This window comes from Rhodococcus cerastii, from assembly GCF_033042195.1.
Taxonomy (GTDB): Bacteria; Actinomycetota; Actinomycetes; order Mycobacteriales; family Mycobacteriaceae; genus Rhodococcoides.
This window is the reverse complement of the sequence record NZ_JAWLKF010000003.1, coordinates 458,164-477,379: the sequence shown is the minus strand read 5'-3', so window position 1 is coordinate 477,379 and position 19,216 is coordinate 458,164. Positions and strand designations below refer to the sequence as shown.

Annotated in this window: 18 protein-coding genes; 3 read left to right on the top strand and 15 right to left on the bottom strand. The window is 64.8% G+C overall.

Annotation, left to right across the window (positions count from 1 at the left end; translation table 11 throughout):
• Positions 1–15: 15 nt before the first annotated feature.
• Complete coding sequence (locus R3P93_RS09095) at positions 16–1,134, bottom strand: hypothetical protein (protein WP_317532840.1); 1,119 nt, start codon at positions 1,132–1,134, stop codon at positions 16–18.
• A gap of 116 nt (positions 1,135–1,250) precedes the next feature.
• On the opposite strand from R3P93_RS09095, the gene R3P93_RS09090 reads away from it, so the two are divergent.
• Entirely contained in the window at positions 1,251–1,532 is a 282-nt protein-coding gene (locus tag R3P93_RS09090) for a Rho termination factor N-terminal domain-containing protein (RefSeq protein WP_149406310.1), read from the top strand.
• A gap of 1 nt (position 1,533) precedes the next feature.
• Here the strand turns inward: R3P93_RS09090 and R3P93_RS09085 are convergent, their stop codons facing one another.
• Genes R3P93_RS09085 through R3P93_RS09075 form a run of 3 tightly spaced genes read right to left on the bottom strand, consistent with a single transcriptional unit; the run spans position 1,534 to position 4,723 of the window.
• Complete coding sequence (locus tag R3P93_RS09085) at positions 1,534–2,022, bottom strand: SRPBCC domain-containing protein (RefSeq protein ID WP_317532839.1); 489 nt, start codon at positions 2,020–2,022, stop codon at positions 1,534–1,536.
• 20 nt (positions 2,023–2,042) lie between these two features.
• Complete coding sequence (locus R3P93_RS09080; RefSeq protein WP_317532838.1) at positions 2,043–2,993, bottom strand: ABC transporter substrate-binding protein; 951 nt, start codon at positions 2,991–2,993, stop codon at positions 2,043–2,045.
• A 41-nt stretch (positions 2,994–3,034) separates the two neighbouring features.
• On the bottom strand, positions 3,035–4,723 hold the full coding sequence (locus R3P93_RS09075) for a nitroreductase family deazaflavin-dependent oxidoreductase (RefSeq protein WP_317532837.1): 1,689 nt from the start codon (positions 4,721–4,723) through the stop codon (positions 3,035–3,037).
• A 118-nt stretch (positions 4,724–4,841) separates the two neighbouring features.
• On the opposite strand from R3P93_RS09075, the gene R3P93_RS09070 reads away from it, so the two are divergent.
• Complete coding sequence (locus tag R3P93_RS09070) at positions 4,842–5,429, top strand: TetR/AcrR family transcriptional regulator (RefSeq protein ID WP_283347862.1); 588 nt, start codon at positions 4,842–4,844, stop codon at positions 5,427–5,429.
• Between the two features lie 98 nt (positions 5,430–5,527).
• Positions 5,528–7,147 (top strand): MFS transporter, encoded by a 1,620-nt coding sequence (locus R3P93_RS09065; RefSeq protein ID WP_317532836.1) that lies wholly within the window; start codon positions 5,528–5,530, stop codon positions 7,145–7,147.
• Here the strand turns inward: R3P93_RS09065 and R3P93_RS09060 are convergent.
• From R3P93_RS09060 to R3P93_RS09010, 11 genes are all read right to left on the bottom strand, one after another.
• Positions 7,140–8,036 carry an SDR family oxidoreductase gene (locus R3P93_RS09060; RefSeq protein ID WP_317532835.1) on the bottom strand — a complete coding sequence of 299 codons (897 nt, stop codon included), beginning with the start codon at positions 8,034–8,036 and terminating at the stop codon, positions 7,140–7,142. The two genes, R3P93_RS09065 and R3P93_RS09060, sit on opposite strands and share 8 nt — an antisense overlap.
• Before the next feature lie 154 nt (positions 8,037–8,190).
• Positions 8,191–8,553: an STAS domain-containing protein gene (locus tag R3P93_RS09055; RefSeq protein ID WP_317532834.1), complete on the bottom strand. Its 363-nt coding sequence runs from the start codon at positions 8,551–8,553 to the stop codon at positions 8,191–8,193.
• Positions 8,554–8,746: 193 nt separating this feature from the next.
• Complete coding sequence (locus tag R3P93_RS09050; protein ID WP_317532833.1) at positions 8,747–9,676, bottom strand: aldo/keto reductase; 930 nt, start codon at positions 9,674–9,676, stop codon at positions 8,747–8,749.
• A gap of 5 nt (positions 9,677–9,681) precedes the next feature.
• A complete protein-coding gene (locus R3P93_RS09045; protein ID WP_317532878.1) occupies positions 9,682–10,212 on the bottom strand; it encodes a giguanylate cyclase in 531 nt (176 codons plus the stop codon).
• 160 nt (positions 10,213–10,372) lie between these two features.
• Complete coding sequence (locus tag R3P93_RS09040) at positions 10,373–11,458, bottom strand: glycosyltransferase family 4 protein (RefSeq protein WP_317532832.1); 1,086 nt, start codon at positions 11,456–11,458, stop codon at positions 10,373–10,375.
• A 20-nt stretch (positions 11,459–11,478) separates the two neighbouring features.
• Positions 11,479–12,741, bottom strand: a complete 1,263-nt coding sequence (locus R3P93_RS09035) for a hypothetical protein (RefSeq protein ID WP_317532831.1) — start codon at positions 12,739–12,741, stop codon at positions 11,479–11,481.
• Entirely contained in the window at positions 12,728–13,837 is a 1,110-nt protein-coding gene (locus tag R3P93_RS09030; protein WP_269595842.1) for a glycosyltransferase, read from the bottom strand. Before R3P93_RS09030 ends, R3P93_RS09035 begins: the two co-directional genes overlap by 14 nt.
• Positions 13,827–15,092 (bottom strand): YveK family protein, encoded by a 1,266-nt coding sequence (locus R3P93_RS09025; protein ID WP_317532830.1) that lies wholly within the window; start codon positions 15,090–15,092, stop codon positions 13,827–13,829. The genes R3P93_RS09030 and R3P93_RS09025 overlap by 11 nt, the downstream gene beginning before the upstream one ends.
• A 240-nt stretch (positions 15,093–15,332) precedes the next feature.
• Positions 15,333–16,859 carry a flippase gene (locus tag R3P93_RS09020; RefSeq protein WP_317532829.1) on the bottom strand — a complete coding sequence of 509 codons (1,527 nt, stop codon included), beginning with the start codon at positions 16,857–16,859 and terminating at the stop codon, positions 15,333–15,335.
• On the bottom strand, positions 16,859–17,911 hold the full coding sequence (locus R3P93_RS09015; protein WP_317532828.1) for a glycosyltransferase family 4 protein: 1,053 nt from the start codon (positions 17,909–17,911) through the stop codon (positions 16,859–16,861). The genes R3P93_RS09020 and R3P93_RS09015 overlap by 1 nt, the downstream gene beginning before the upstream one ends.
• Entirely contained in the window at positions 17,821–19,194 is a 1,374-nt protein-coding gene (locus tag R3P93_RS09010) for an O-antigen ligase family protein (protein ID WP_317532827.1), read from the bottom strand. Before R3P93_RS09010 ends, R3P93_RS09015 begins: the two co-directional genes overlap by 91 nt.
• Between the last annotated feature and the right edge of the window lie 22 nt (positions 19,195–19,216).

Genomic DNA, 19,216 nt, shown 5'->3' with positions numbered 1-19,216 from the left:
ACCACGTGGCGATTTTCAGGACGAGGAGGTGGCCGACCGACGACGAATCAACTCGCGATGACCGTAGGTGGCACCGAGAATGTCCTCGCGATCTGCAACCGACGACCCGACTGCACCGGCCACCGTTCCCAGCGACGCAGCGAGCCACGCGAGGGAGAAGTAGTCGCCCAGAGTCGCGGTACGACCGATCTGCATTGCCAGGAATTCCGGTGAGATCACGACCGCCGCCGAGCCCAGCACCACGGCGAACAACAGCGCGTACATACAGAGAGCGCCGGTCAGAACGGTTCCCACGGTGGCTGCGTTGTACATCCAGCGGTCGATCGTGGAACTTCGGAACGATCGCCTCTCCCACAGGCCGTTGGGAAAGATGACCCAGACGGTCATGGCGATCACTGCGGTGAGCCCGATCATGGCCAGTCGGCCGAGGCTCATCGACGCTGCCATCTGCCAGATGCTGGCATAGAACACGCCGAAGGCGGACGCCGCGCTCGCGGCAGCGAGTGCGCCCGACAACGTCGGAACCAATCGCCACGGACGATTGCATCGAATCATCCCCGACACCAACCTGATTCGACCGAAGATGCTCGACGTCAGCAGCACCTCGTCGCCCTCCTCGGAATCACTGGAAGCCCAGCGAGACTCGAAGTACCTCCGCGGTGGTCGCGACGAATCGTCGGCTTCGATCAACTCGTGCAACACGGCCAGTGCAGCCGAGACGGCACGTCGTCGAACTGCCAGCGTTCCGAAGGAGGGCACGTACAGCGCGCCGGTCGTACCGTCACGGGTCTCGGCGATCACCGGACGCGACCCGAGACGGCGAGGAACCTCCGACACACACAACACGATGTCGTAGTCGGCGTCCGCCTTCACCGACGCGAGCCACTGTCCCAGCGGGGCCGCACCGGTTGCGGTGGGCGGGAGTGGCACCGATGCTCGGGACACGCGGATCTCTCGCCGCTGCCCGTCGATTTTCGCGTGATCGGGCAACTTGGCGACAATGGCAGACGCCACCGTCGCCGCGAAGCCGTCGTCACTGACCACCCCCACCGAGAGCGGCGCGTCGTCTGCGTCGGTGGTTTCGTCGTTGCCGGTGGTGTCTCGGCTTACCGATTGCGGTCGATCCGAATGCATCCCCATCGCTTACCCGATGGAACTCGAAACACACACCCGATCCGCGACGTCGAGCGAGGTTTGTCGCCGTGCAGACCGGGTAGCGCTTCGACACTAACCAATGAAAGGAAGTTCCGATGCCGGCGAAGAAGAGCGAAACCGAAGACCAGCCACAGCTGAAGGACCAGGGCCTGTACGACAGGCTCCGCGAGGAAGGCAACTCGAAGGAGAAGGCCGCCCGCATCTCGAACGCCGCCGCGAAGAAAGGGCGAGATCAGATCGGTAGGAAGGGTGGAGAATCCGGATCCTACGAGGACTGGACGGTCGACGAATTGACCGAGCGAGCCAAGGAATTGGGTCTCGAGGGCTATTCCAAGCTGAACAAGGAAGAGCTGATCGACGCGTTACGCAAGCACTGATTCACCGCGGGCGAAGAGATGAGTAGTACTCCTGCTGTGATGGGTAGTAATCGTCGAAACTCGGGTGCGGGTCGCCGTTTCCGGCGGCGACGAACATGTCGAGGTAGTACTCCCACCCCGGTCCGATGCCGCCCAGACCGTCCGTGCTCGTGCAGCTGTGCACAAGCACGAGAACGGTCGCAGGGCCTGTCTCGGTCAGACGGACCTCGAGTGGCCATTCGACTTCGCTGGTCATCCGCACCGCCAGGAGGCCCGGCGGCTCACACGCGTCGATGATCATGTTCGACGCCGGCGCATCCTCCTCGAATGCCATCGTGACGCGAATGGTGTTGTGCGAGATCCGCTCCCACGGACCGAACCACTGTGCCGTCCAGGACGATTCGGTGAGGCGTGCCCACACGTCCTCACGCGGAGCCGAGATGGTTCTGGTCAGCTCGAGAGCGACGCCTGTGTCGGTGCTGCGCAACGTTCCTGTGGGGGTAGGTGCCATCGACCGATTATGCATCTCGGTCAACTCGGGGCGTAGAGCTTCTCCACCAGGCCGAGGGTCCACAGCGCGGTCAGCGGGCCGCCGTCGTTGGTGAACTTGTCGGTCCGGACGATGCGGTCGGTGCGCACCGCCGGCAATCCGGTCCAGAGCGGGTTGGCGTTCATCGCCTGCAGATCCTGCTCGGACGTGATGGCGGCAATCATGGCCACCGCGTCGGATGCGGCAGTGACATTCTCGGGGCCGTACTCGATTTCGGGATCGGCGTCGTTCCAAGCGGAGGCGAACCGGGCTCCCACGTCTCCGAGCACGATGGACGGCACTCGTTGCCTGCCCACCGAAATTCCACCGTCCTCGGACGTACTGATCGGCAGGACCGCGGTGTTCGCGATCGCGTCGGCATGCCGCACGATGAGCTCGTCGACGCGAGAGTCGTACTCGGCCACGATCGTTGCCGCTCGGTCCTGCAGGTTCACTGCATCACCTACCGTGGTCACGTCCTGTTGCCAGCTGACACCGCTGCCGGTGGACCCCACCGGCAGCACCGGTGCGATGTCGCTGAGCCGGCCGTATATCTCCTCGACCACTTCGTCGCGCCCGATGATCAGATCCGGCGCGACTCGCGCGACCGCCTCGAGGTCGACCGTGTTGCGGGGATACAGCTCCGGCACGCCGTCGGCGAGCAACATCCGAGTCGGTTCGGTCAGCGGCCCGGCCATCTCCGGCGGAGCCTCGGTTTCCACCGGCATCCCGACTATGGGTAGGTCGAAGGCCAGCGCGATGTCGAGATCGCGTCGGCCGTCGATCACAACCACCGAGTCGATCCGTTCCGGCACCACGATCGTCCCGAACTGTGTGGTGACCGGTCGGCCTGCCGCGTCGTCCGCCGGTTCGGCAGCGGAACTGCACGACGTGATCAGGGATACGGCAACAAATGCGGCAACGGTTACGGGCGCGAGGGGGAGAGTCTTCACTAGTTAAGTAAAGCAAACCTAAGTCGGAAGTGAAGAACCGGTCAGTCGTCGAACTCGATGCGGACCGAGATCGGATCGGTCTGGAGCGCTCGGAAGCCGGCTCCGATGATGCGTCCGAGGACGGGATTGCCGGAGAACGACCGCGCTCTGACGACGACATCGTCATCGGGAACGAATGTGGCTGTGCCGGTGCGCCATCGGTTGCCCACGCGAATTCGGATTCTGGGCTCGTCTGTGATGTTTGCGCCCCAACCGGACCTGGTGCCGTGCTGCGACACCAGCCACGCACCGGAATCGTCGAATGCCGCCGACACCGGCACGCGACGGGCGAGCCCGGTCTTGCGTCCTATGGTCTCGAGGTCGGTCACCAGGGAGGTCGTCACTCCCAGCGACGTCAATCCGTTCACGATGGGATTGGCGACATACTTTCCGATCAAGCGCTCGCGGCGAAACTTCGTCACGGCAGCAGAGGTGTCCACCCGAGCGGAGCCTCGACGATTACGGAACGCGTCCCAGCCGTTGCGCTGCAGCATCGTGGCCGCAGTCTTCCATGCCGGGCGGCTCGAATTCGGCTGCCGCCCAGCGCCGATGAGCTGCAACTGGTCGGTGTGCCACTGCAGATCGAGAGCGCCGTTGATCTGCTTGAACGCGCTGGACTTCGACGGGACGCGCAGAGCCACGCGCGGCGATTCGACTCGATCGACTGTGCCGTCGACCAGTGATGTCGCGACGGCCGGGGCGAGGGCGGTCGGACGGCCGAGACCGACCATGTCGCACTCACCCGATTGCACTGCCGTGCTCATGACCGAGCGGGTACGGAAGCCGCCGGTGACCGCCAATGGCACTGTTCCGGCCGCGTCGCGCACGGTCCGCGCGTACTCCAGGAAGTACGCCTCCCGATCGCGGGTGCTCGCGGTGCCCATCATCGCGGGTGATTCGTAACTGCCACCGCTGATTTCGATCAGATCTATCGATTCCCGAACGAGATGCTCGACGGTGATGCGTGATTCTTCCTCGCTGAACCCGCCGCGTTGGAAGTCCGCCGAGTTCAGCTTGATTCCCACCGCGAAACTCGGCGACACCGCCGCTCTGATTGCGCGGACGACTTCGATCACGAACCGCATGCGTCCGTCGAGGTCGCCGCCCCAGGCGTCGTCGCGCCTGTTCGACAGAGGGGAGAGGAACTGCGAAACCAGGTAGCCGTGCGCGCCGTGGATCTGGACGCCGTCGAAACCGGCCGTCTCGGCCACGGCCGCCGCAGTGGCGAATCGGCCGATGATGTCGTGAATCTCGTTCTCGCTCAACGCGCGAGGTGCCGGGATGCCCGGAATGTTGGGGGCGATGGCGGACGGTGCAACGGGCTTGGTGCGAGTGACGATCGGATTGGCCTGCCGGCCGGGGTGATTGAGCTGCATCCAGATGGGGGCACCGCCGTCGGACGTCGCTTTCGCCCAACGGGCCAGCGCATCACGGTCTCGGTCGTCCTCGATGACGACATTGCCCGGTTCGCCGAGATGGGACCGATCGACCATCACGTTGCCGGTCACCACCAGGCCGTAGCCGCCGGCGCCCCACTGGCGGTACAGCGTTTCGAGGCGGGAGTCCGGGCCGTGCTCGGCGGTGGACAGTCCTTCGCTGAGCGCTGCCTTCATCACACGATTCGGCAGGATCTGCCCGCAGGCGAGGGTGAGCGGGCTGCTCAGGTCGATCACGTCGGTGTCAGGGGACATGCGTTGCTCCGGTTCCGGGACTGCGGCTCCAGCTATGATGGACAACATAGCTACAGAACGACTGTAGGTGTAACGAGACGTCACGTCAATCATTGTGGCGTCCGTGGGAGGGGTTCGGATGACGAATCGAAGCAGTGCTCGGGACGACATGCTGCGCAGCGCTGCCCAGCTGTTTCGTCGACGCGGCGTCGACGCCACCTCGCTGGCCGACGTCATCGATCACGCGGGCGCTCCCCGTGGCTCGATCTATCACCACTTTCCCCGCGGCAAGCCTCAGCTGGTGGAAGAGGCGACGCGTACTGCGGGAGCCGAGATGAGCGCGATGATCTCGGCCGGCCTGGCGTCGGCCGGTCCGTCGGCGACCGTACGGGCCATTCTCGAGGGATTCCGCAGCGAACTGCTGGCCACGGATTTCGAGGCGGGGTGTCCCGTCGCGCCGGCCGCGCTCGAGGGGCTGCATGCGCCGCAGGCCGTTGCCGCGGCGGGTGAGTCCTTCTCGTCCTGGGAGGACGTGATCGCGGCGTCCCTGTGGCAGCGCGGCTTGACTCGCGAGCGGTCGTACGCGTTGGCGACCTTTGCGATCGCGGCCATCGAAGGTGCGCTGATCATGGCCAAGGCGCAGCGCTCGACCACGGCTCTGGATCGGACCGAGGGGGAGTTGTCGGCGCTGCTCGAGGCGGTTCTGGAGGCCTCGGCGGGCCGCTGACGTCGACCGGGAGGAGCCGGGCGATGTTGCTATAACTACTAGTTACAGCTAACTTCCCTTCAGGAACTATGCCGACCGTCATAGTCGAAGGGATTCCGATGTCGTCACCCACCACCTCCAGTCAGCCAGTGAAGTTGCCGCAGTTCCGTCGGCGATACCTCGCGCTGATCGTGATCTGCGCAGCCGAGCTGCTCGTCGTCTTGGACAACACCGTCGTCAACGTCGCGCTGCCCTCGATGGGACTGCAGCTACGTGCCGATATGAGCGGCCTGCAGTGGGTCGTCGACGCATACACACTGACGTTCGCCGGACTGCTGTTGGCGTTCGGTCACCTCGGCGATCGCTACGGCCGCAAGAAGGTCATGATTTTCGGACTGGCGGGCATCGCTGTGATGTCGATCGGCGGCGCTGTCGCCGCCGATCTGGGACAGGTGATCGCGGCGCGAGCGGCCATGGGAGTGTGTGCGGCCGCAGTGTTTCCGGCGACACTCGCCCTGATCATCAACATCTTCACCGATGCCAAGGAGCGAGCGCTGGCCATTGCGGCCTGGACTGCCATGGCGGGCTTTGCCATCGCAATCGGCCCGACTGCCGGTGGGTTTCTGCTCGAGCACTTCTCGTGGCACTCGGTGTTCTGGATCAATGTTCCTGTGGCACTGCTCGTTCTGGTGGCCGCGCTGGCGTGCGTACCGGAGTCCAGAGCAGAGCACGTCGGCAAGTACGACCCCCTGGGTATCGCGCTGTCGTTGGCCGGCATCACCGTGCTGGTCTGGGCGATCATCGAAGCGCCACACAACGGTTGGCTGTCTGCAACGAGCATCGGAGCCTACCTGGCAGGATCGGCAGCCATCGTCGCGTTCGTCTGGTGGGAGCTGCGGACACCGTCTCCGGTACTGGACCTGAACCTGTTTCGGAACCGGCGATTCTCACTGCCCGCCTTGGCCATTGCCGTGGCGTACTTCGGTATGTTCGGCTTCCTGTTCATGATCACCCAGTACTTCCAGGGTGTGATGGAGTTGACCCCACTGCAGTTCGGCGTTCACTCACTGCCCTTCGCCGTATCCATCGCCATCGGTGCGCCGCTGGCGACGATCATTGCGCAACGCATCGGAACCACGGCGGTGATCGTTTTCGGGCTGATGGTGATGAGCATCGGGATGTTCATCGCAGGTCAGGTGGAGGTCGAAACGCCCTATCTGGGGCCGGTTCTCGTCTCGATGGTGCTGATGGGCCTCGGCTTGGCGATCGTGCAGGGCCCTGCCACCGAGTCGATCATGTCCTCGGTGACGCTCGACGAAGCAGGTGCGGGCTCCGCGGTGAACGACACCACCCGAGAGGTCGGCGGAACGCTCGGAGTTGCCGTGCTCGGATCGATCGTCGCGTCGATCTACACCTCACAGGTGAGTCCGAAGATCGACGCGATACCCGACGCGATAATGGAGCCTTACCAAAAGGCGTTCGCTCGCGAAACGGTCGTCAGCGTCATCGAAATCGTGAAAGCGCCCACCGACCCGATCTTCGCGACGCAGAAGGCTGACCTGATCCACGCGATGAAAGCGGCCTCGCTGGAGGGCTTTCAGCTCGCGTCGTTCGTGACCGTCGGTGCCGCTGTGGCATGTGCGCTTGCCGTCGCATTGTTCCTACCGTGGCGACGACCCGAGGGAAACGGTGTGCTACTTGCGTGGCGCGACACCGCAGAGGGCGACAAGATCAGTTGAACGGCGTGCCGCCGGTGACCGCGATGGTCTCGCCGGTGATGTAGCTCGATTCGTTCGATGCCAGGAAGACATAAGCCGGTGCCAGCTCGGCGGGTTGACCCGGTCGTCCCAGCGGGACGGTCTCGCCGAACTTCTCGTACTTCTCCGCCGGCATCGTGGCCGGGATCAGCGGCGTCCAAATAGGCCCGGGTGCAACGGCATTGACGCGAATTCCGCGTTCGGCGAGATCGCCGGCGAGACCCTTGGTGAACGCCACGATTCCGGCCTTGGTGGTGGCGTAGTCCATCAACTCGGGAGAGGGATTCGATGCCTGGATCGAGGTGGTGTTGATGATGGTGGAACCCGCGTCCATGATTTCGGCAGCGCGTTTCGAGATCCAGAACAGGGCGTACAAGTTGGTCTTGAGTACGCGATCGAACTGCTCGGTGGTGATGTCTGCGATGCCGCCCATCTGCGCCATCTGAAACGCGGCGTTGTTGACGACGATGTCGAGCCCGCCGAGAACCTCGGACGCGGTGTCGACCAATTGCACGCACTGCGACTCGTCGGTGAGATCACAGGCGATGGCTCTACCTGCGCGGCCTGATCCCTCGATGAGGTCGACAGTGGTCTGCGCGTCCGGACCTTCGGATTCGAGGTGTGCGATGACGACATCGGCACCCTCGCGCGCGAATGCCAGCGCAACGGCACGGCCGATACCCGAGTCGCCGCCGGTGATCAATGCTTTACGGCCGTGCAGGCGATCCGATCCACGGTAGGAATCCTCGCCGTGATCGGGAGCGGTGACCATGTCGCGGGTCAGTCCGGGGTGCTCGAGACGACCCTGTTCGGCCCGATCGGGCATCGGAAACGCGCTGGTGGGGTCGGATTTGCTGAACTGGTCGGACATTGTCGATCCTTGCCTCGGTGTGCGTGAAATGCTCCACGCGGCAAGTCGAACGAGCCGCTTCGATTCCGTGGAGACGACTCGCGGCACATGTGCCGTCCGGAGTCGCTGTCCTCCTCGGGTTTGCCGAATCGGCCGGACCGCAAACCTCCACCGGTCAGGCAGCGCGCGGATCCGCCCCGATTGTCGCCGCGCCCAGTGCGTCGAGAACGATGCGCGCGGGCCGCGTCGGAGCGAAGACCTCGAGGCGGCCAGCGCTGCGGGCTACAGCGTCGAGGACCACGGACGCAGACCCCGTGTACATGAACGTCACTGCCGACAAGTCGAGCAGCACAACCGATTCGCCGCGCAGGGCCTCATCGATCGCCTGCGCCAGATCGGCACGAGACCCATGGTCGAGATCGCCCGTCGCGCGGACGACAGTCAGACGAGGGGAGTAAAGCTCGGTGCCGATGAAGTAATGAGCGTTGCCGCGCCCGACATGTGCGAGGCGAGAATCGAAGCGGTCGGTGACAGTCACGGTGCGAACCTCTCAGTTCGGATGGCCTAACGACCGACGTGCACGGGGTGGAACCCGAGGGCTACAGGTTCCAGTGCATGCCGTGCGGCAATCCTGACAGCGCAACGTCACCGAATCGAGGCCTGATCATCACGGACCGATAGCTAGTCGGTAACGATGAGGTAACGGCGGATGTGACGCAGCTGAGCGTCGTTCAGGGCAGTGTGTGGCCCGCCGTCCGGAACAGGCGGTACCACTCCTGCCTGGTCAGCCGTAGGTCCGAACCCCCGGCGGCTTCGACGACTCGATCAGGACTGGTGGTACCGAGCACGACCTGGATATCGGCCGGGTGCCTGGTGATCCAGGCCGTTGCCACCGCCGACGGCGTCGACCCGTAGACGTCGGCGATCTCGTCCAGTGCCACGTTCAGATCCGGGTAGTTCTCGCGGTCGCCCACGAACACGCCGGACGGCGTCCCGCTCTGGAACGGTGACCACGCCTGCAAGGTGATGCCGCGCGTTCGTGCGTAGTCAAGTAGACCGTTGTCGCGGTCGATCGACTGGTCCTCGGTGCCCATGTTGGCGGTCAGGCCCGCCGCGATCAACGGCGAGTGCACGATGCTCAGCTGAACTTGATCGAACAGAATCGGTTGATCGACAGCCGTTTTCAGCAACTCGATCTGTCCGGGTGTGTGATTGGAGACGCCGAAGCCCAAGACCTTGCCCGACGCGTGCAGGTCGTCGAACGCTGCTGCGACCTCCTCCGGCTCGACGAGGGTGTCCGGCCGATGCAACAGAAGGGTGTCCAGGTGATCGACGCCGAGGGCTCCGAGTGACGCCTCGACCGTGGTGACGATGTGGTCCTTGGAGAAGTCGAACCAGCCCTCGCGAATGCCCACCTTGCTCTGGATGCTGATGCGCTCGCGCTGCGACGGGGTCAACGTCACCGCATCGCCGAATCGTTTCTCGCACGTGTGCGGTGACCCGCCGTAGATGTCGGCGTGGTCGAACACCGTCACGCCCACGTCGAGCGCGGTGGCCACCAATCTCCTGATCCGGTCGTCGTCCAGATCGGTGATGCGCATGAACCCCAGCACGATGCTCGAGACTTCGGTCCCGGTGTGGGGGAGGGAGAAGGTTCGCATGTCGGTTACTCGAACTCCAGACGCATGGATTGGGTGGTTGCCTGCAGCAGCAGGGCGAAGCCGGTGAAGGAGATGACGATCGGAGCCCACAGAACCACTGCCACGAACGTATCCACACCGCGCTCGACGACGATGTAGACCGCGACAACAGTGGTGCCGAGCAGGCAGAGAGCAATGTGGGTGGCCAGCCGCCACTTGTCGAAGAAGAAGCCGACCAGCATGCCGATCGGGATGAGGAACGCGCATTTGCCGAGCGTGACCTCGGGTGCGAAATCTGCCGTGATGGTGGCACCGAAAATTGCGAAGTTGGCGATGACGACGAAGGCGAACGCCTGCCCGAGCGTCGGCCATGGACCGAACCACCAGAACGCGCCCATGATGTACGCGGCGATCATGCACGTCCACTGCACGATCGAGGGGATCGACGTCGTGGCTCCGTAGCCGAATGCGAGCTCGAGGGTCACGACCACAGCCATGGCCAGGGCTGCAGCGGAGACGATGCGTTTGACGGCGGTGGTCAACGCGAGGCTGGTCATCACGCCGATACACCATTGATAATGCTCGTTGGATCTCGTCACGGCGCGAGTCATATCAGCCCCCATCGTTCCCATCGGGCCCCGATTCAAACACAGCCGTCGGGGCCGGGGGTCGGCTTCGTTCGATTTCCTAACCGAATACGCGCGGTCGGGCGGTCTGTCAGTCGGTGAGACGGTCCAGAAGTTCGGGCAGTGTCCGGCCGATGTCGTGGCGGCTGGCAACACGGTGTCTCGCAGTGTCCCCGAGTGCGCGTCGTCGGTTCGAATCGCCGATGACCGTGGAAATGGCTGCGGCAAGGGCTGCTACGTTGCCGGGTTCGACGAGAATTCCTGCACCGTCGGCGAGGAACTCGTGGGTGCCGCCGTGGTCGGTTCCGATCACCGGCAGCCCGTATGACATCGCTTCGAGCACCGACAACGGACCCGCCTCCGGCGACGTGCTCGAGGAAACGACCACGTCCCATCTCTGTAGCGCCGATTTCGCGTCCGTGTGCCCGAGGAACTCGACACGACCCGCGAGGTCCGATCGAGACGCTCGCTCGTGAAGTTCTGCGACGTAGTCACGATCACCGGGGAAGCTGCCGCCGGCGAGTTCGACACGGATCTCGGGGAGTGTGGCCACGGCGTCGAGCAGAACTCGATGGCCCTTCCACGGCGTGAGGAGGGCAAGTATGCCGACGACCGGCGGGGCGTGCAGCTCACCGCCGAAACGCGGAACCGGCCATGGAACTCCGTTGTGTGACACCACGACCGGGAGTCCGGCCGCGCGCAGGGGTACAGCGGTGGCTTCCGATACCGAGACTGCGACGCGAACGGCCGACCGTGCGAACCGCACCACCACGCGCTGTTTGGCAGAGGTCATGGTGTCGTGGACGAGCCACGACGCACCGCGAGGAGGACGGGCCAACCGCGCGACCGGGAGCGCGAAGAGTGAGTTCACGACGGTGACGGTGCCCGGCGCCCGGGCAACCGTACGCACCGCGCGGGCTGCGGTGACCCACCGCGCCGACATGCGTGCCGCTGCGACGCCTCGGGCGGCTCCTCGTTCACCACCGAGCCCCAGCTCGCCGATGGGGATGTGTCGCGTCGCCGTGGGCACTCGGTCGGTCAGGGGGCCGGAGGGACAGGCGATCACAGTGTCGTAGCCGCGGCGCTCGGCCTCGTCGATCAGATCCAGAAGCACCTTTTCGGCACCGGAGACCTGCCCGGTGTGGGCCAGGAACAACACCGTCGATCCAGCGGTCATGATCGAGCCCCGTTCCTGTGTCAGAAAGCATCTCGGAGTAACAAGACGGGGTCATCGCACATGCGCCGCAGTGCTGCGTCCACCACACCGACGTCGATCATCTTGCTGCAGAACGATGCCGTGTAGGTCCGCCCACCCGCAATCTCGGCAATGAGCATGGTGCAGCCATCCGGGCCGTCGGGCTCGAGTGATGCCGCCATCTGCGGCGGCCTGCCGTCGTCGGCCCAATCGAGGTGGTCGAAGACGCGCAGTCGCCCGAGGTCGCTGACGGCCAACCTCAAGGTCTCGGGAACCTCGACGACCGAATCGGTCTGCGCGCGAGCGGAAGACCGAAATCGCGTCGCAGCATCGCGCAGTAGCGACATTCCCAACACCGCTATCGGCCATCCCGATTCGATCACCTCGCGCATTGCCGCAGTGATACCGACGGGTGTCGTGCCCGACGGGAGGTGAAGCGGAATGCCGACGACAAAGTTCCCGTGCGAACTCTGCTGCGCCGGATCGAGATAACGCCTGCTGTTGAACAACACCATGATGTGATCATCGATGTCGACGCCCTCGGCCCGCAGCGCTGCGCTCCACAGCGCCGTCGAGATCGACGCGGCGGTCGCTCCCGGCATGTACTCGGCCGTCCAGTGCTTGAGTTCGTCCACTCGGGTTCGGTTCATGTACCCGGCGCGGCTGACTTTCGCGGACTCCCAGTTCTCGATTCTGCGACGTGGAGCAGAATCGCCGTCGGCCTCGGCTCGGTGGCGACCGCGCAACTTCCAGAAGTCCGCCAATGTCTTCGGATGTCGAGAATAGTGACGCCACAGCGCTTTCCACGTTGCGCTGGCCGGTAATCCTGTCGCGAGCGCGGGAACCAGGGTCCCATCGGCGTCGTCGGAGAAAGCCGCCAGCATCATGACGCCGATCTGGCCGTCGCCGATTCCGTGCGAGTAGTCGACAGCGAGATGGTCCTCGAACACGATCACCTCGAGCGGTCCTCTCGCACCGTCTCGCCGTCGAATGTCGGTGAGCATACGGCCCAGATCGTCGGTGGCTCCGGTGCCGGCCGTGACATTGTCTCCGGCGATGTCGCTGCGGTAGCGCCATTGTCGTGTATCCGACCGCGGTTCGAGCGCAACGTGGGGTGTCCGGGCGACACGTTCGGCGGCGCGCAGCGTTGCGCGTGTGCGCTCGATGTCCAGGCCACGAACGGGGCCGACGGCAGTCACTATCCGGGTGTCGGCGAAGACTCGGTCCAGTGCGGTCGAACGATATCGGCGTTCAGCGGACCGCATCGACTACCTCCTGCATACGACTGCGGAACTGGGCCCTCGAGAAACCCTCTGCCCACGTGCGAATCTCTCTGCGGTCGAAGTCTCCGGGAGCGAACGAGCGCATGGCGTCGGCGAATCCGGCGACGACTTCCTCGTCCGACCCCGGTGGCACATGCACTCCGGTCTTTCCCGGTACGACCGAGTCCATGGCACCGCCGTCGCCCAGCGCAATCACGGGAGTCCCGCAGGCCATGGACTCGACGGGGACGATGCCGAAGTCCTCCACTCCCGGCATCAACAGGGCCCGCGTCGTTCGGTGCAGTTCGAGGAGTTTCTCGTGTGAAACTCGGCCCAGGAAGGTCGTTTTCGGACCGGCGAGTGCACGGCAGGCGTCCATTGCTCGTCCGTCTCCGGCCACCACGAGCGGAACGTCGGCCTCGGCAGCGGCCCGGACTGCGATATCGGGCCGCTTGTAGGGAACGAGGCGTCCGGCGAGGAGGAAGAAGTTCTCTCGCTCGACGGACGGATCGGGAACGAAGCCCTCGGTGTCGACGGGCGGATGGACCACCACTGCGTCGTCACGGCCCCACCAATCCTCGATGCGACGTGCGACTGCAGTCGAATTGGCCACCACGGTGTTCAGTTTCGGGGCGGCAGCGATCTCGCATCGACGGGCAACGGCCGACAGTGCCGTCAGTATCGCTGCTCCTGCTCGTCCGCCACCTTCGCCTGCGCGTAGTTCGGGGTCCCAGGCCCATCGTGCCGGGCTGTGTACGTAGGCGATCACCGGGGAGTCGGTGGCGAACACGGCTTGAGTGGCGAATGCGTGGTGACTCACCACGACTGCATCGAAACCGTCGAGCGGCATGCGCCGAAAGGCGAGCGGCATCATCGGCAGAACGGGTGCGTACGACCGTTGGCCCAACGCGTTGTACACACGATTGAGGGCGGTCGTGTGCGGCTCCCGGCCGATTCCCGACGGAACCCCGGCGGGCCGAGAGATGGGCGCGAACACCTCGGCCGCAGGCCAGTGCAGCGCGAGCTGTTCGATGACGTGCTCGGATCCGGCGATCTCGGTGAATCTTTCGTGTACGACGGCAATTCTGTCAGCTGGCATGGCGTTGGCCTTCCGGTGCGATCGTCTGCGCGGTCTGTTCCACCCGTCGGGTCGAGTTCTTGCTCTGCAGGACCAGATGCACGGGAATGTCGAACTCGTCGAGCTGCCGCAGCGCGGCAGTTGCCGCCTTCTTGTCGCGCCCACGTGTCGACACCAACACCACGACGGTCTCGACGTCGCCCACGTCGGTGTGCTGCCACCACTGCTCCGACAACCCGAATTCTTCGGTGACCCGAGGACGTTCGCCTGTCCGATCCGGATCGTGAGTCGAGGCCGTCACAGCGCCCTCGCCGACCAACAGGACGATCACGTTGTCGCCCTTGGGCGCAGCGTGCCGAGCACCCCTGGAGACAGGTCTATCGCCGCGTTCGAGTGCTGCGATCCGCGCGGCCACGGCGGGCGGCATGGTGTCGCTCGCCGTCGGGTCGAATTTCGCTCCGTATTTGCGAGACACCCGACGAGCCCAGGACCGAGAGGGCTTGCGTCCGAGACGTCCTCGCAGCAACACGATCAGTTCGGCTGCAACGATCAGTGCGGCGAGCCCGGCGACGAGTGCCTCCGAGACCGGTTTGGGTGACACCGGTGTGGTGCTCTGGTCGGGGTTCGACAGCACGACCAGTCGGTCTCCGCCCGCAGTGGCCTCCAACTCGCTCAGGCGGGTGCGCAGTTCGGCCAGTTCCGACACGGATGCGGGCCGGCTCGGGTCGTCGGCGGGCAGAGCGTCCACTCGCGCCTGTTGCGCGTCGATCGCGGACTGCGCTTCGTCGGTTCGCTCTCGCGAGTCACGAATCGCGTTGGCAGTGCTGGTACTTGCCATCGTCGACACCATCGCGCGAGCCAGATCTGCGGCGAGCTCAGGAGAACGGGTCGTCACCGTGACGGTCAGCAGTGCAGGTGAAGTACCGGGGGAGAGTTCTACGCTCGACGCCAGCTCGGCAGCGTTCAGTCCGGAGTCGACCTGTGTGAGGACCTGATCGAGCACGCTGCGATCGGTCGCCAATTCCACGAACGGTGCGCGCATCTGCTCGATGAACGCGTCACCGGGAACGAGGCTTTGGGCCGGTTCGATCTCGGCAATGACCGACGCGGCGTACTGCTTGTCGGTGAGTTCGCTCCTGAGGTAGAACACGCCCGCACCCACCAGCACAGCAACGATCACTGCGGGCAGCAGTGCCCGGCCGAGTTCTCGCATGTGTCCCGCGAGGTCGATAGGTGGGGGCACGTCGCCCCGGTGTACGGCATCGTGGACGGACATCAACCGTGTACCCTTCCGTCGTCGATGCGAGCGGACGTACCGCTTCGGAGATTCGTGGAGCCGACAGGCTCGATGATAGCCGGGCTCGTATGCCGTTCGCGTAGCCGTGCCGCTCGTGAATGAAACTGCACATCAACAACATTCGAAGAACGGGCACAACGGTCTTCTACCTTCGTGAAACCCGACTTCGACTCCGCAGCGCGGGGTCCGAATCGGGCGATGTGTCCGTTGTGTCGATGGTCATTCGGAACGCGCACGGTGACGTCCTTTCTCGGCCGGTCCCGGAAGCGGTGACTCGACGAGTCCGATGGCGACGAACACGTACAGCAAGAGTGCGACCAGCAAGGCTGCCGCAACCGAGACGAGCAGCCACAGGCCCGGATAGTGCTGCACCAGGAACCAGCCGCCGACCGTAGTGGCTGCGGTGACCACCAGTATCACCGAAATGGATTGCACGGGAAGCAGTCCGGATATGGGCATGCTTCGCGCGATCACGATCCACAGCAGAACGAGAGTGGTGCCGATCGTCACGACGGTGGAAACAGCGGCTCCGTCGTACGACATCCGCGGGATCAGGAACAGATTCAACCCGACGTTCAGGGCCAGACCGACCAGTGCCACCACGGGGTAGTGTCGCTGCATTCCGGCCGACGCGAGCAGGAAGATTCCCAGCATCACCAACGACATCAGCGCCGCGCCTATGACGAGTAATCGGGCTGCGTGAGCTCCGTCGACGAACCGTTCGCCGTACAGCAGCCCGATCAACGGCTCGGCCGACGGTACGAACGCCGCGACAGCCATTGCGCCGAAGAGTGCGAACAGCAGTGCGGCCGAACGCGAGCGTGCGCGAAATGCGGTGGTGTCGTGGGGCCACGACGCGACGAGCAAGGTGCTGATCGGTGCGACTGCCGCCAACACGAAGGTGTCGATCATGTCCGAGAATTTGTAGCCGATGGAATACAGTCCCACGGCTTCGAACGTGTCGAGCAGGCTGAGCATCAGCATGTCGATCTTGAGCATGGCGATGGTGAGGGCGAAGCCGATCGCGAGTGGCACGGCCTCTTTCAGGTAGGGCCCCCAGCGACGAATGTCGATGTGCCGCGACGGTCGCAGGCCCATGGAACGGTTGCCGATGCCGAAACCCTTGGTCACCAACTTGAACACTTCGTTGGCCACGGCCGGGAGAACGAAGATCAGCAGGGTGGGGGCCAGCACGGCGGCCAGCACGGTCAACGCCAATTGGATTGCTTGCCCGGCGCTTTCGGCAACGGCCACGAGTACCAGGCGGTGACGGCTCTGAAAGAGCACGCTCAGGGCGTGACCCGGGGTTGCGAACACGACCACCAGTCCGCCGACCACCGTCGCGAGGACCACCTCGCTCGGATATTGCAGCAGCAGAACGTATGCGACGGCCAGTACGTACCCCACCAAACCGAGCACGGTTCGGAGCGCCAGGAACGCCGACGCCGTTCGACCGATTTCCTCGGAATCGTCGTCCATCAATTTCGCCAGCACGACGCGTCCGACCCCCAGATCGGTCACGACGGACATCAAGCCGAGCAGCGCGAAGACGAAGCTGAACTGGCCCCATTCGTCCGGTCCGAGGGACCTCGCGACGACGACGCTGCCCACCCATCCCAGCGTCGCGATGATCACTCTGCTGATCAGAACGGCAATCGTCGCTCTGGCCGCGGCTTTCGGATCCGCTGCGATCGCGCGATAGTCCGGTGGCTGCTCGGTGCCGTCGAGCGCGAGCTCCTCGGCCATCAGACGATGCCCGCGGCTCGATACGCGTCGGCGGTGAGCTCCGCCGTTCTACGCCAGCTGACCTCGCGGGTGGCTACGGCTGCCGCGTCGAGAAGAGCTGCGCGCGCGTCCCCGTCGAAAGCGAGTGGTTTCATCGCCTGTACCCAGTCGTCCACGTTCTCGGACTCGACGAGAACGGCGCCGTCGCCGACGACGTCTGGGAGGGCACCGACGGCACTGGCGACGACCGCGCCGCCCGACGCCATCGCCTCCACAGGCGGAAGCCCGTAGCCCTCGTACCGAGAGGCGTACGCAGTGACTGTCGCGGCAGCGTAGAGGCCGGGCAGATCCTCGACATCGACGTACCCGAGCCCCCGGGAATTGCGAGGTGCGTGGGGACCGGTGGAGCCGGCCCCGGCCAGCAGACACGGTATTCCGAGACTCTCCGCTGCGTCGGCCACGAGCTGAACGTTCTTGCGGGGCTCCACCGTTCCGACCTGCATCACGAAACGGTCCGGCAAGTCGTACTTGCGCCGAACCAGATCTATCCGGCTGTCGGTGGGGACAGCGGCCCACGCTGCGGGTGCCAGACCGACCACCGTGGCGTCGCGGCCGCTGACCGCCTTGATTCGATCGGCGGTGAACTGTGAGACCGCAATGAGCAGATCTGCGCGGCGCAGTGCGCGCCGTACCAGTCTCTGTTCGCCCAACGCGCGAAACCGACTGGAGGCCGACGGCATGTCGATGACCGACAGGTCGTGCACCGTGGCAACCGTGAAGGCCTTGGTCAGAAACGGTAGGTCGACGTCCAGGCCGTGCACCACATCGCAACGACCGACGGGGAGGGCACCGAGCACTGCACGAGCCGCACCGCTGGTGACAGGCCGTTCCAACGCCGTGACCGAGGGCGGGAGCTCACCCACGGCGTCGCGTTGCACGGACGCGGCGAGATCGGCATCGGGTAGGCACTGGGGGAGCTCGTTCAGGAGCTCGCGAATGTAGGTCTGTACTCCGCTTCCTCCCGGCCTGAGGGCGAGCGCCCCGAAGACGATTCGTGTTGCGCTGCTGCGCATCCCACCACTCCTAACAAGAGCCAGAAATAGACATCGATCGGAAAGATCTCGAAATACGTCGAGACGAGGCTGGCGAACATCGCTGCGACGATGGAAGCGCCGACGCCAAGGGCGAGCGCACCGTCGTTGCCCGGTAGCGCCCGGGACAGGCGGGTGCACCACAGCAGCGACGTCACGAGCAAGGCGACCACTGCCCACAGGCCGATCGGTCCGAGTTCGAGCAGTGCCTTCACGTAGTAGTTGTCGGGCTGGTAGTTGGTCGAGAGCCCCGATTGCGTGAACGCGACACCCTCGGCGGTGGAAATGCGGTCTGCCGCAGACCCACTCGATCCCAGCCCCGTCCCGAACGGGTGAATCAGGATGCTGGCGATGATGTTGGCCCATCCGTCACCGCGCTGACCGAGGCTGCTCGACGAGAAGAACACCGATGTGATGTTGGGGACGAACGGAACAGCCGCGGCCACCGCGACCGCGGCCACCGCCAGGGGGGCGGCGAGATAGCGGAAGCGGACCGCGATCAGGTAGATCGCCCCCACTCCGAGCCCCAGAATGGCTCCGCGCACGATCGAACTCGACATGGCGACCACCATCATCGGAGTCGCCCACAGAAACAACATGTTTCGCCGTCGACGCGGATCGGCCAGCGCCACCGCACCGCCGACCAGCAACGCCAACATCACGTACAACCCGAACGGGAACGGCAGGTTGAACGTACTGAACGTGCGCAGTAGCCCGCCCGATGTGCGGACCTGAGTGCCGTATTCGTAACCCAGCGACACCAGTGCGGCCGGCCCGGCCAGAAGTTGCGCGATGCCGACCGCCGACGTGAACACGCCCATGCCCATGAGAACGGAGACGAGGTGGTCTCGGTCCGTGGCGTCGAACGGCGCGAGCCACATGACGACCACCAGCAGAATGTAGAAGAAGGTCACCTTGATGCCGAACACGCCGACAATTCCGAAGGTGGCGAACGCAGACACGCTGCCGAACACGACGAAGACAGCAGCGGCGGGCCACCACGGCATGAAGACCCGAGGCATCGAGCCACGGACGTGTCGCGGTCGGCGTAACCACGCGCACAGAACCGTGAAGACGACCAGGCCTTCCTTCCAGCCGGACACCACCCCTGGCAGGGGCACCAGAACCAGAAGGCCGTGCAGCGGCACGAATGCTGCGAGCAACAGCACGCCGCGCTGCGGGCGGCGGTAGATCGCCGATGCCACCGCGCAGCCGAGCGCGAGGACGACCGCTGCGCCGAAAGCGAGCGCAACGTAAGTGATCACGGGGTGACCAGAACGTGGCCGT

Excerpts from the sequence above, each read along its gene's own strand:
- R3P93_RS09070 (WP_283347862.1), top strand. The coding sequence starts at position 4,842 with ATGACGAATCGAAGCAGTGCTCGGGACGACATGCTGCGCAGCGCTGCC.
- R3P93_RS09045 (WP_317532878.1), bottom strand. The coding sequence starts at position 10,212 with ATGACCAGCCTCGCGTTGACCACCGCCGTCAAACGCATCGTCTCCGCT.
- R3P93_RS09065 (WP_317532836.1), top strand. The coding sequence starts at position 5,528 with ATGTCGTCACCCACCACCTCCAGTCAGCCAGTGAAGTTGCCGCAGTTC.
- R3P93_RS09075 (WP_317532837.1), bottom strand. The coding sequence starts at position 4,723 with ATGTCCCCTGACACCGACGTGATCGACCTGAGCAGCCCGCTCACCCTC.
- R3P93_RS09030 (WP_269595842.1), bottom strand. The coding sequence starts at position 13,837 with ATGCCAGCTGACAGAATTGCCGTCGTACACGAAAGATTCACCGAGATC.
- R3P93_RS09060 (WP_317532835.1), bottom strand. The coding sequence starts at position 8,036 with ATGTCCGACCAGTTCAGCAAATCCGACCCCACCAGCGCGTTTCCGATG.
- R3P93_RS09050 (WP_317532833.1), bottom strand. The coding sequence starts at position 9,676 with ATGCGAACCTTCTCCCTCCCCCACACCGGGACCGAAGTCTCGAGCATC.
- R3P93_RS09090 (WP_149406310.1), top strand. The coding sequence starts at position 1,251 with ATGCCGGCGAAGAAGAGCGAAACCGAAGACCAGCCACAGCTGAAGGAC.
- R3P93_RS09020 (WP_317532829.1), bottom strand. The coding sequence starts at position 16,859 with ATGGCCGAGGAGCTCGCGCTCGACGGCACCGAGCAGCCACCGGACTAT.
- R3P93_RS09025 (WP_317532830.1), bottom strand. The coding sequence starts at position 15,092 with ATGTCCGTCCACGATGCCGTACACCGGGGCGACGTGCCCCCACCTATC.
- R3P93_RS09040 (WP_317532832.1), bottom strand. The coding sequence starts at position 11,458 with ATGACCGCTGGATCGACGGTGTTGTTCCTGGCCCACACCGGGCAGGTC.
- R3P93_RS09085 (WP_317532839.1), bottom strand. The coding sequence starts at position 2,022 with ATGGCACCTACCCCCACAGGAACGTTGCGCAGCACCGACACAGGCGTC.
- R3P93_RS09015 (WP_317532828.1), bottom strand. The coding sequence starts at position 17,911 with ATGCGCAGCAGCGCAACACGAATCGTCTTCGGGGCGCTCGCCCTCAGG.
- R3P93_RS09095 (WP_317532840.1), bottom strand. The coding sequence starts at position 1,134 with ATGCATTCGGATCGACCGCAATCGGTAAGCCGAGACACCACCGGCAAC.
- R3P93_RS09035 (WP_317532831.1), bottom strand. The coding sequence starts at position 12,741 with ATGCGGTCCGCTGAACGCCGATATCGTTCGACCGCACTGGACCGAGTC.